Genomic DNA, 11,636 nt, shown 5'->3' on the forward strand with positions numbered 1-11,636 from the left:
ACACATACTCTAGCTAAGAATCAAAGGTGAACGAAAATGATACTTCGAAATACAACAAAAACTAAAATAATTAAAACATCAGTCAACTTTGGAAAAGGAATGTCTTTTCACCTCGATAAATCAGGGCAACCTATTAAGACTGAAAAAGGCATCAGAACTCACTCATATAGGCACGATAAAATAGAACCTAATTTTCCAGTGCTATATCACCCGACTCGCTTCACCGAATGCCAAGAAATGAACTTATTTTTAATGCACCGCTTTGAAGGTCATTTCAGTCTCAAAAAGAATCAAATAGACAATGAGGCTTTTAGTGACGCTTATCATGCCAGCCAACCGGGAAAGCCATTAGATGTTAAGTCTGTTCGCAGTATAGCTAAGCACTTAAAAGCTTTCTTAGATTGGTTGGATAAAGATGATGCATCCTATTTTGAAGTAATAGCTGCACCACTTTCAAAACAATCTGTAGATGATGATATTTCTAGGTTACCTGTGTGGAGATATCACAAACATTTATGTGAAAGAGTCGAAACCAAAGATAAGTCTAAACGCATAAGCTTTAACAGCGCTCAAGAACGAATTAGAGCTGTTAAAGCATTCTATATATGGAGCCATAAGCGCGGAGCTATAGATAGCCTCCCCTTCTCACTTGAATACAAACAGGTACGTATTAAATCGAAAGCTAAATCAGGTGTCAGTTCGTTGTTTCAATTACCTACCAGCAACAATCGTTCTGGGGGCTTATGGAAATGGGTCAGTAATTTGAGCATTCCAAATACATTGAAACAAAAAGAAGACTCACCAGACAAAGGTCTACAACCATATTCTCCAAAAGAACTTAAACAGTTACTGGAGACGAATACAGCTCAAAAAGAGACTTATAAACTTTATTTGCAGTGTGCCTTGTTAGGTGGACTTCGATCTTTTGAAATTTCGGCCATCGACCAGAAAGACCTCTTTAACCCTGATGAAAAAGAAAACGAGAAACGTATTCCAAAATTGAACATTGTACGAAAAGGACATAAGCCAGTGAGATTAACAATAGCGCGAGTTCTAATGAAGCTTTTGTACAATCACACTTTGACAATTCAAAATATGAAGCGACGTACCAAACATGAGACTAATAATGGTATGGACAATAGCGAACATCCGCTTCCTTTGTTTATGAATAGTTCAGGATCGCGGATAAGCGAAGATACACCGGGGAATACTATTTCCATAGTTAGAAAAGAACAAAGGAAGCAGGGATTAGAAATACTATTACGCACATTCCATGACTTACGCGCTACCTTTGCTACTTATGTCGCTAAATACCTAATTGACAAAGGTGAATCAGAAAGTTCCATCCGACAAACACTAATGACTTTGATGAGTCACGAAAGCTTTAAAACAACCAAACGTTACATCGACTTTGCCAAAAGTGTATCAGTGGATGCATACGGAGCGATGTCAGAGTGGGTAAAAGATATCTACGGTGATGTTAACGAATTGCTTATGCGTGAGGCTGAAGATGCTACAGCAAGTTAAAACGCGGAAGTCCAATCGTATTCCTGCTAGATTTAAACCTCATTCAATTGTTCTAGCCGAACAGTTAGACGTTTTATTTAACAGGGCATATGACAAAGAAAGCAATATTAGCACAGGTGACGACACTGCTATTTCAATGAGTCGCTTGCGGAATGCTTGTGTCAGTTTACAGCACATTCTTCCTCTAGCCCTTAATAAGGTTAGTGCAGATACTGCGACATCAATTCAAACTTCGGGATTAAATGCTCTATCAGACTTTGAAATTTGGCAAGAACTGGAATACTTTTGCATTAATGAAATAAATGATGTCAAGCTACCTAGTTATGCTACTCGTATAGAAGAAGCTTTAGAAAACATAGCTAAGTTTCATTTTTATGATAACGCTATCAACGCTCCTTTTAGGCTAGTAAATGGGGCTACTTCAATCGACATAACTAAATTATTCGAACTTGAATTCCATCAAGTAAAAGAGACTCGTAAATTACTAAAAAAATATCTGGACTATCTCGTCCTTCCAGAATTAAGCCTCAAAGATTCTTCTATTAGAGACAACATCCTCAAAACTGCGACTGCTATTATAAATATTTGTCTACATGATACTTTTAAGAATACTGAACGCGTCAAACTGCCATTATTGGCAACATTAAAGGATAGGGAATTCGTTTCATCATTTATATGCAATCACAACTTCCGTACTTTTTTAAAATTTATACTACCCGATGTGTGGGGTAAAGCTAGAGTCAATCAATTTAAAACTGAAGCCGAAGTGATAGGGTATGCACAAAGCATATCATCCAAATTTGGCAATGAAGTTGATGCTTTTTTGAAAAATCAGATAGCAAGCGCTTCGGAAGCTAATACAACAAGAGTTAGATCCTCAACTTTATCATTTCCAAGGTGGTTGAATAGTGCTGGTAGCGTAGCATCACCAATAATTAAGCTGCTTAGTGAGCGTGGAATTCAAGGGTTTGCAGAAAATGGCCTTCAGGGATTTAAATACCTTTATAAGCATTACCAAGAAGAAACTCAAAATAACCAGCAGTTTTTACTGCTACTAAACGCTGCATTGGACCTTTACCACTTTGTTACGGGTGAAAAAATCGCAAAGGAAAGTTTATTACCCTACTCATTGGGCTATTACCTTAAAGAAAGTGACACTACCGAATGGCAGAAGCATGAGTGGGTATATGACAATGCCTATAAATTTTATCAAAACCTAGTCGAATACCATAAAGTTTTTACAAAGCGAATTGATGGCGAGAGCATAGGCATCGTCACTCTCAAAGGTTACATAGGTAGTATGGCTAGAGCATTGAAAGAAAATGCATCATCATTAACAGATGAACAAATGAAGCTTATTGCCAATCATGGGGTTCATGCTTTTGTTGAAAATAACTGTGAGATACTAAAGGCTATAAGAGAGGCAATTCAACTAAAATCAAAACAAGGCGATTTGTCGGTTTTTGTTGGTAATCAATATCAGAGCGCTATCGACAAATTACTATCGTTTTATGGTCTAGATACTATTAAAAGCTTTCCGGTCAACACCGAATTAACTGCACAACATCAAGAGCAACTCTCTCAGAATCAAGATAAGCTCTACTCATATAGAGAAGTAGTAGAATTAGCATATTACATAGAAAAAGGGCTTTCTGAGACCTTACTCACAATTAAAGACAAAGTTACACTTTATGCAGCAAAAGTCATATTGAAAACTGGTTGGAATTCAACTCCTACGCTAGAGCTTGATACTGACGACTTATTTTTCTTTAACACGCCATTACATTCAAGTAAAACTCCTGCTCTTCGTTTATTTAAACGCCGAGCTAATTATCAAACACAATGGCATAAATTTGAAATTAAAGCCGAAGATCTAGAAAAAGAAGGCGTCTTATACGGCGACGTTGTCGAACCAGTAATATTTGATATTAAGGCTGCGACTAAACTTACGTCTATTTACCGCCCTTCTATTGAGAACCTATCAAAAAGAATTTTTGTTTTTCCCAAAGTAAATAGTATTGGAGAAGTAAAGATTCAATTATTAACAGCATCACGTTTCAAGACCACTATAGATAGGATATTGACTGAGCTTGGGTGTAATATCGTATTTAATTCGCAAAAGATCAGAAAATCAGGGCTTAACTACATTTACCGAAAAGTTGCCAAAGAATTTAAGTGGTATCAAAAAGCTGGCAAGCACTCTTATGAAACGTTCTTGCGTCATTATTTAATGCAAGATAACAAAGATGTTGCAATGACAATCAACAGAGCGACAAAAACAATGGCAGACTATTTTGTTCGCGATGTTACCGACAAAGTAATCATTTTGCAGACTCCACCAGAAGACGGTAAAAAAGTCCCGAATGGCACATGCATTAACTCAAAAGATAAATCCGCAGTAGTGGCATTCGAATCACAAAACAGGAAATTATTAGACCAGCGAGATACAAACGAGCATGCATGTGCCGACTTTAACGCATGCTTGTGGTGTCCGTTCTATCGCTGTGTTGCTGACGCATTGCATGTTTGGAAACTTTTGTCATACCGGGATTTTGTTGTTGCTGATATGGAAAACTCAGCCGCAACATTTGACTCTATAACAGAGCAACTGGAAAACATAGAGCAGTTGAAAAATAGGGTTAACGAAATATTAGCTGATATTGCCAAGCTTAATGCTCAAGCTGTGACTGATGGAAAAGAACTATTGAGAACAGAGGGTATTCATCCTCATTGGAAAAACACAGGTTTGCTATGACCAAAGAGATAACTAAAACAAAACTACTTGATATCGCTGTTGTAAAAACACATACAGGTCAAATCACTATAAAACCTTTGGTTCAGGTGTTAGAAGATTTTAAAGTTGATGATACTAGCGCTTTTAATTCGATTGCTTTGTGGGAAAACAGAGCATTGAATATTGCTAAACATGGCACTATTCACTTTGGCGATGACACTTGGATAAGCTATGAAGAAACGCAAAGAAATGTGAATTTTAAAGGTGTTGATGAATTAGCATATCAAATTCGAATTTATTCACTAATTAAACTCACACATGGTGATGTTGTAGGCGGTAAACCTCTAAAAATCTCTACACTTCAAAATGATGTAACGTATCTAAATTTATTTGCAGCCTTCTTAAGACAAAGAGGTTATCACTCATTTCATGAGTTGGAGTTCAAATCTGACTTAGTTATTAGGAATCTCATAAAAGACTATTTATATGAAGTCAGGAAAATAGCTATTTACAGACAATCACACTCATTTACTAAACTATTTGACGTGCAGCGCAGCTTTCGTCTTTTTGGCCCTAAGGTGTGTAGTGTTTTTATTGATGTACTTAACCAACTAAACGAGTTACACCATCCGAGACCAGTCACTTATTCGCACCCTGTCATTCCTACTAAAGTAATGAAAAAAATTCTGAAGTTTGCAGAAAAAATAGTTGAAAACTCTAAGGATAAGATAGAACGATGGCTAGAATTAAATGCACGCTTAATAGATAGTTTAAATGAAGGCTCCGTTGAACCACCGCCCAAAATTAGTACAGGTGAGCTAATAGCAAAACATGTAAGAAACTTACCCGATGAAGTGGAATTCATTCAATTATCCGAAGAATTAGAAGATTTAAAATTAGCCACATACATTAATATCTTGGCCTATACAGGCATGAGATATAACGAAGTACTTACATGCAAGGTTGGCTGTGCCAATTACAAAGATGATATTTATTACATTACGGCAATCATGACCAAAACCGACAACAGTAAGGTTGAGATGGAATGGTTTTCAAACGCTGAAGTACATGAGTGTGTTGGTATTTACGAAAAATATGTGTTCGGTATGCAAGAAAGGGCAAAAGCTGTACTTTCTTCATGCAGAGCCAATATAACAAGTAGTCAAGCACACAACTTGAAAGAAGGGTTAGAAAGAAACCGTCTTTTCGGGGTTTCACATAGTAGCTGTAGTGTTAGTTTTAGCGATGCTGGGCGATTCACAAAATTTGAGGTTAAAAACAGTGAAAACATTGAGCTTTTTGACTTAACTCTAGACGATGATGATATAGCAGAGCTTGAACGCCTTGAATCTAACTACAAAGAAGTTAGAGGAGAGAATAGAGGTGTCCCATACGAAGAAGGCGATACGTTTAGATTAACCGCTCACATGTTTCGACATACGTTGGCCTACTTTGTCATTGCCAATAAATTAGGTGAGCTTGATGATATTAGATATCAATTTAAACATTTAACCAGCCTAATGACGTTTGTTTATACTCGAAGAGCATTTTTGGCCTCAACAACTTTAATTAAAACTACTGAAGAGTTTAATGAGATTTTAATTGACCGTGTTGCAGAAGAGTTAATAGATGAAGCCGAGTCACAATCACTTAAAGGTGGTGCTGGTGAGCAAATTAATAAAACATCTAAAGATCTGATAATAGGTATTACTGATAGTCAAAGTAAAGATTCGACTGTGATTAAGCAGATCCATTTCAGTTCAATTGAAGAACTGAAAAAATTTCTCGTCAAAAATATTAAAAACATACGTGGCTTGCCTACGGGGTACTGCACTGCGGGAGAAGCTTGCAAGATAAAAGGAGCAGGAATCCCTAGTGGCTGTGTGTATTGTGGTAGTAAAATCATTACCAAACGCCACAAGGTCAATTGGCAAGTGATAAAAAAAGATGCGACCCAGAAACTAGAGGCATATGCAGCATCAACCACAGAAGAGCAAGAAGATTACGAGCTATTTGCTATTCACTGGAAAAATAATATAGCAGCAGCTGACTATGTATTAGATGAAGGCAAAGCGCATACAAACCAAGGAGAACAAGCATGAGTAGCGCATATGATGATATAAAACGTGCTTTTGAAGAGATGAAATCTGATGGCAGCAAGATAACCAAAAATGCAGTAGCAACGAGAGCTAAAAGAAATATTGCGAATCTATCTAAAGAAGAAGAAAAATGGGTAAAGTTACGAGAAAGTATTGAAAAAGCTCAATTAACTTGGGAAGAAAAAAATAAAGATAATTTAATAAAACAACTCAGAACAAAGGTAGCCGAACTAAAAAGCAAGCTTGCTAAAGAAAAGCAAAAAAATAATATCGGCACTAAGGAAATCGATAATAAAGATACAAAGTTATTAGTGTTGTTGAGTGAAATGTACGCAGAAATAGATAAGCTCAAACTGATTAATGCCGATTTACAAAATCAACTTCAGCATTCAGGGCAACATACAGAAATAAGAGTGGATACGTCTACTGGTGAAATTATTGAATTAGTTTCAACGAAACAATAGATTAGATGTAGTAGCTCATATCTCAACTTACAGTTTTGTTGATTAGGCTTAGACTTCACCTGACAGGCAGCAAGAGCGAACAAGAGACGGTCAGAGTGATCTGGATATGTGAACTTAATTCTACAAAGAGGACGCTTAGCGACCCCGTTCATGCAATAAAATTGAGTTTAGGCAATCCGCATTAATTGTATAATGATATTTCTGCTTCTAAAGAGTATGTTTATGAGAACCATTGGAAAACTGGCAAAAGATTTAGATATCAATGTTGAAACAATCCGTTTCTATGAGCGCCAAGGTCTGATAGAGCAACCTTTAAAACCAGAGTCTGGTTACAGAATGTATGGCGATGCCCTTACCAGTCAACTCAAATTTATTCTGAAAGCTAAAGCATTAGGGTTTACGCTGAAAGAAATTGAATCGCTTATGTCACTAAGTGACAGTTGCGCTGATATTGAGTCGATGGGGTTGCAAAAACTTAATCTCATTCGTAATAAAATTGCTGATTTACAGCGATTAGAGAAAGTAATTCAAGATATGACAGATTCTTGCAAGGCCAATCAAGACCCTCAATCCTGCCCGGTAATAAATTCACTTAAATAGCTATTGACCCCGTACTTATGTACGGAGTTTATACTACCTTAAAAATTGAGGTAGATAGTTATGATCAATAAAATTCTAGATAAAGTAGGTTCTGGTGGCGTTTGGCTAGCCGCCCTTAGCTGCACAGCATGTTTTCCTGCACTCGGCTCATTGGCATCTGCTCTTGGGTTAGGTTTTCTTTCACATTTTGAAGGGATAGCGGTGAACACCTTATTGCCATTATTTGCTTCACTAGCGTTGTTAGTTAATTTCTATAATTGGTATCAACATCGAGATTCATTGAGAGGCGTTTTAAGTGTCATTGGCCCAATTGCAGTATTGCTGACCCTTTATCCTTTATGGCAATACGACTGGAGCACTTACTTATTTTACTTTGGGATCATTTGGATGGTCGTAATGTCTATTTTAGATATTGTTAAGCCCATTAAGGAACCAGTATGCAAGGTATAGAACTAGAATCTAAAATCACTTGCCCTGAATGTGGATTTAGCAAAGTTGAAACCATGCCTACAAACGCTTGCCAATGGTATTACGAATGCGAAAGCTGTAAAGCACTACTTAAACCGTTAAAAGGTGATTGTTGCGTTTATTGCTCTTATGGAACAGTTAAGTGTCCTCCTATTCAAGAAGGCAATGCATGTTGCTCAGGTAAGTAGCCTAGTATTCGGTGGTTCTGTGTCAACCAAGTAATATCTTAAATGCGATTGCGATTAACACTAAACCACCAAATAGTTCAGCTTTAGATTCCAGCCATACGCCACTTCTTTCGCCGATATTCACACCAATCCAGCTAAAGGCAAACGTCGTGACGCCTATTATCAAGCAAGCTACGGCTATATCTACCTCAAGCAATGTGATTGCATAACCTGCCGCCATTGCATCAATACTGGTGGCAATAGCAAGAACAAATAGTACACGATGAGTAACATTAGCAATATCTTCTTCAATTCCTTCAGATTGGGACTCATAAATCATTTTGCCACCGATAAATACTAGCAAAATAAAAGCTATCCAAGGTGCATAATCTTCAATCCAAGATGATAAACCTTTACCGCTGTAATAGCCTAAAAGAGGCATAAAGCCTTGGAAAAAACCAAAATAAGCAGCGGCTTTAATAAAGAGCTTTTCAGCATTTACTACTTTTTTAGAACCTAAGCCTATGGATACTGCAAACGCGTCCATACTGAGTGCTATAGCTAATACAAATACTTCAAACAAACCGATTAAACCTGAATAAAATTGTTATAAGATTACGTGACGTATAATTAGTTACTTGATTGATGTTAAACACCTAAGATTTACTGACAATTTTTCTATTATCAAAGCCTTATTTTTACACCAAATTTCAGCCAGATATTCAGTAACAGTGCCAACACTTGAAGGAAACAGAATATTCCCCGCCACTTTGGCGAAAGGTCCATCAGTTTCGAGTAGAACTCTATCTTGAGGTATCCACGATATTACTTTTTTAGCTCTGGCTGAAGTTAGCATGGCTGGCCCAATAGAGAAGAAACAGCCTAGCTCGACGGCTTCTAGAACTTGCTTCTTAGTACCTAAAAACCAATGAAGAATAGAAGTACCAGCATTGGGATGTAACTTAAGTTGTTCAAGAACTTCACCAGTCGCGTTAAGACTATGGATAGTTAGTATTTTGTCATCAAAGCCTTCACATTTTTTTAGAATATGCGTGAAAACCTCTAATTGATCATCAAAGTAATCAGCGTAACCTTTTGAGCCATCCAGTCCAATTTCTCCAATATATCTAGTTCTATCAACTAGCTTATCGAATAGTGCTAATTCATTTTTTCTTAGATGAGCAAGTTGAGGGTGAAGCCCCAAGGCCGTCTTACAGTGTTTTATGCCACTTGTTAACTGGACAGTACCTTCAAAAGCTGAAGGCACCGTAGTTACTGATAGCACGTAATAATTACTGCTTTTTATGTCGTTCAATACCTCTTGATGATCTGGATATAAATCAACGTGGCAATGAAGATCCATCATGACGATTTATCCGCTTGGAGAAATAATTCAACCTCTGCCAATCCTCGCTTAATAGTTGATTCTAATTTTTCTCGTATATCTTTTTCTTGTGGTATTGGCCCTGAACTTCGAAGCCAAGAACGATAGTTATCGGATTGTTTCAATCTAATAATGGCAGTTTGAACCGCTTGGAGATCATCGCGAGTATCTTTTTCTTTGATAAGATCTCTCAACCGCTTTGTCTTGTATGGCGCATCTTGTGTAAAACCAGCATGAAAAACTGACGCTCTTCGAATAAGGCAAGGTACACAATGCCCACACTGTTTATGTTCTCTGTGCCAATGACTGCATGAAACACTTAGGGGAACTGCTTTTCTAATTGCGTCTTGATCAACACATTCCGCTAACATTTCACCTTTAGTTTTGAATTGATAGGGGTTTACAAATTTGACATGAAACCCAGTGTCTCTAAGCAAAGATTCAAGCCTGCTTAGAAAATTAGGATGAGTAGTTCTAGTGCTATGGCTACCAATCCGTCTTCTGGTAAGCGGCGGATTTATAGAAATATAGCCATTCTCTGGGACGACAATAGTTTCAATACTGCTATCGCAATTAGCATTTCTTAAGGCTGATATACCAAGTACCGCCATAGCTAGGAAGTTAAAGCTTCTTCCCCTCATACTAATGTCAGTTTTACCTTCTAAGTGCTTAATAATATGGGGAGACATTGAATAGGACAATTCGCCGAATGGCGGGGATAATAATTGCTTAATGTCTTCTTGCTTAGCGCCATCACCACGATAAGCGTGACTAACCAAGAGAGGCTTTAAATCTGATTCTCCGTTCAAAATATCAATTGCACCAACTGCGCTATCAAGACCACCAGAAAAAAGGCAAACAGAGTTGAGTCCAATTAATGATTTTGCTTTTGCTTTCGCTTGCTCACTTGTTTTAGGAGTCGGCATCGGCATAGTTGTTTTTTCAAAAGTAAACAGCCATTGATCGCCTGTAAGAAAGTTGAGCAAAGAACTCAGTTCAGGTTCTACAAAATTCCACATATCCTCATCAGTTACAGGAACATGCAAATGCATTTTTCTAGCCCATGCATTTTCTGCATTATCCCTTAATTCAAATGTATCAGCAGCGGTAACGGCGGTAGCAATTGTTATCAGATCTATTGAATCAGCATCTACATTCAATCCTAAATCACGAACTGTTTGTAGTAGTTGTTTTGACACCAAGCTGTGCTTAGTGATGTCATTTTGATGCGTATGAAACATTTGGACAGGATGACAATCATCAGAAAAGTCAGGCAAGTTAGCAGGGTCATGGTTAAAGTAAAAATTAGTCATTAAAGCTCTCCCATTCATCAACCGTCATAGCAATAGCATCGGCTTGAATTTTAGTAATATTTTCTTTGCTAATAGTACTGGGGTTGCCATTAGTTACTTTGTCTAACTGCTCTTGTGTAATCACTTTTATTAGTTCCCTTAATTCAACTTCCATTTGATGATGCTTGCTTGCTGGCTCAACATGAAACCAAGCTCTGCCCATGCCTTCAACCACATCCTGAAAAATAAGGTCTGTTAAATAACAGCCTATGGCTTCTTGGATAACTTCGTCAGTAAAACTGTTTGGGTCAAATTCTTCTGTATCGGGGAGTGCTTCTTCTAGTGCGTAATCCAACGCAACTCTTACAGCATCCGAATCGGCATTATCAGGCGCTAAATGGCTAGCAATTTTGTCGATTGCTTGATCAGTCGATAGCCCAGTTAGATCACCTAATGATAAGCTTTGATTATTAACCGTTACGGTGTCGCCACGCATGACACCAAGCAATCCAGAACCAGCAGTTATGCCGCTTGATAGTCTCCTGCTTGTGCTTTTACCTCCGCCAGAGCCTTTTCTAGAGTAACTTTTTAATGAACGCCTTAGATCTGAGGTTGAGCCACCTGTTTGCGCATATTTACCAAATGCTCTTCTGGCACTGGCAAACCTATTTGGAGGCGGTGTTGCTGTAGGTGAACCACCGATTTCTTGTTGAACCTTGTCATTGTCAATATCATTGCTATTGTCATTCTGATCATCAGCTTGATTATTATCAGAGCCAGCTTGCTCATCCCCATCAGTACCTGATGCAGGTTCTATTGTGACAGGATCTCCTTGCTCTGCCCAAGATGGAATAAGTGGACTCTTATTATTTGGTCCTGTTGACGATGCGGACGTACCCAT

At 37.8% G+C, this 11,636-nt stretch carries 11 protein-coding genes; 7 read left to right on the plus strand and 4 right to left on the minus strand.

Translation table 11 applies throughout. From position 1 onward, the window contains the following. Positions 1-36 precede the first annotated feature (36 nt). From QL984_RS02720 to QL984_RS02750, 7 genes are all read left to right on the plus strand, one after another. Positions 37-1,527, plus strand: a complete 1,491-nt coding sequence (locus QL984_RS02720; RefSeq protein WP_138764230.1) for a site-specific integrase — start codon at positions 37-39, stop codon at positions 1,525-1,527. Further along, the gene (locus QL984_RS02725; RefSeq protein ID WP_138764231.1) at positions 1,511-4,282 is read left to right on the plus strand and encodes a hypothetical protein; all 2,772 of its coding nucleotides are present in this window, start codon (positions 1,511-1,513) and stop codon (positions 4,280-4,282) included. Before QL984_RS02720 ends, QL984_RS02725 begins: the two co-directional genes overlap by 17 nt. Beyond that, positions 4,279-6,363, plus strand: coding sequence for a hypothetical protein (locus tag QL984_RS02730; protein WP_008113384.1), 2,085 nt, complete (start codon positions 4,279-4,281; stop codon positions 6,361-6,363). The genes QL984_RS02725 and QL984_RS02730 overlap by 4 nt, the downstream gene beginning before the upstream one ends. Beyond that, on the plus strand, positions 6,360-6,824 hold the full coding sequence (locus QL984_RS02735; RefSeq protein WP_008113385.1) for a hypothetical protein: 465 nt from the start codon (positions 6,360-6,362) through the stop codon (positions 6,822-6,824). The genes QL984_RS02730 and QL984_RS02735 overlap by 4 nt, the downstream gene beginning before the upstream one ends. Before the next feature lie 222 nt (positions 6,825-7,046). After that, entirely contained in the window at positions 7,047-7,424 is a 378-nt protein-coding gene (locus QL984_RS02740) for a MerR family transcriptional regulator (protein WP_008464133.1), read from the plus strand. 60 nt (positions 7,425-7,484) lie between these two features. Continuing rightward, on the plus strand, positions 7,485-7,874 hold the full coding sequence (gene merC, locus QL984_RS02745; protein WP_008109712.1) for an organomercurial transporter MerC: 390 nt from the start codon (positions 7,485-7,487) through the stop codon (positions 7,872-7,874). Beyond that, positions 7,862-8,080: a GDCCVxC domain-containing (seleno)protein gene (locus QL984_RS02750; protein ID WP_008109710.1), complete on the plus strand. Its 219-nt coding sequence runs from the start codon at positions 7,862-7,864 to the stop codon at positions 8,078-8,080. Before merC ends, QL984_RS02750 begins: the two co-directional genes overlap by 13 nt. Positions 8,081-8,102: 22 nt before the next feature. On the opposite strand, the gene QL984_RS02755 is transcribed toward QL984_RS02750, so the two are convergent. Genes QL984_RS02755 through QL984_RS02770 form a run of 4 tightly spaced genes read right to left on the minus strand, consistent with a single transcriptional unit; the run spans position 8,103 to position 11,636 of the window. Then, positions 8,103-8,642, minus strand: coding sequence for a manganese efflux pump MntP family protein (locus QL984_RS02755; RefSeq protein ID WP_008109708.1), 540 nt, complete (start codon positions 8,640-8,642; stop codon positions 8,103-8,105). Between the two features lie 51 nt (positions 8,643-8,693). Then, on the minus strand, positions 8,694-9,425 hold the full coding sequence (gene qatD, locus QL984_RS02760; RefSeq protein WP_128583154.1) for a Qat anti-phage system TatD family nuclease QatD: 732 nt from the start codon (positions 9,423-9,425) through the stop codon (positions 8,694-8,696). Continuing rightward, positions 9,422-10,756: a Qat anti-phage system QueC-like protein QatC gene (gene qatC / locus QL984_RS02765; protein WP_008109704.1), complete on the minus strand. Its 1,335-nt coding sequence runs from the start codon at positions 10,754-10,756 to the stop codon at positions 9,422-9,424. The genes qatD and qatC overlap by 4 nt, the downstream gene beginning before the upstream one ends. After that, entirely contained in the window at positions 10,749-11,636 is an 888-nt protein-coding gene (locus tag QL984_RS02770) for a hypothetical protein (RefSeq protein ID WP_008109702.1), read from the minus strand. Before QL984_RS02770 ends, qatC begins: the two co-directional genes overlap by 8 nt.

This window comes from Pseudoalteromonas sp. APC 3495 (assembly GCF_030407645.1).
GTDB classification, from domain to species: Bacteria; Pseudomonadota; Gammaproteobacteria; order Enterobacterales; family Alteromonadaceae; genus Pseudoalteromonas; species Pseudoalteromonas tetraodonis.

Coding starts and splice junctions, on each gene's coding strand:
- QL984_RS02720 (WP_138764230.1), top strand. CDS start 37: ATGATACTTCGAAATACAACAAAAACTAAAATAATTAAAACATCAGTC.
- QL984_RS02725 (WP_138764231.1), top strand. CDS start 1,511: ATGCTACAGCAAGTTAAAACGCGGAAGTCCAATCGTATTCCTGCTAGA.
- QL984_RS02730 (WP_008113384.1), top strand. CDS start 4,279: ATGACCAAAGAGATAACTAAAACAAAACTACTTGATATCGCTGTTGTA.
- QL984_RS02735 (WP_008113385.1), top strand. CDS start 6,360: ATGAGTAGCGCATATGATGATATAAAACGTGCTTTTGAAGAGATGAAA.
- QL984_RS02740 (WP_008464133.1), top strand. CDS start 7,047: ATGAGAACCATTGGAAAACTGGCAAAAGATTTAGATATCAATGTTGAA.
- merC (WP_008109712.1), top strand. CDS start 7,485: ATGATCAATAAAATTCTAGATAAAGTAGGTTCTGGTGGCGTTTGGCTA.
- QL984_RS02750 (WP_008109710.1), top strand. CDS start 7,862: ATGCAAGGTATAGAACTAGAATCTAAAATCACTTGCCCTGAATGTGGA.
- qatD (WP_128583154.1), bottom strand. CDS start 9,425: ATGATGGATCTTCATTGCCACGTTGATTTATATCCAGATCATCAAGAG.
- qatC (WP_008109704.1), bottom strand. CDS start 10,756: ATGACTAATTTTTACTTTAACCATGACCCTGCTAACTTGCCTGACTTT.
- QL984_RS02770 (WP_008109702.1), bottom strand. CDS start 11,636: ATGGGTACGTCCGCATCGTCAACAGGACCAAATAATAAGAGTCCACTT.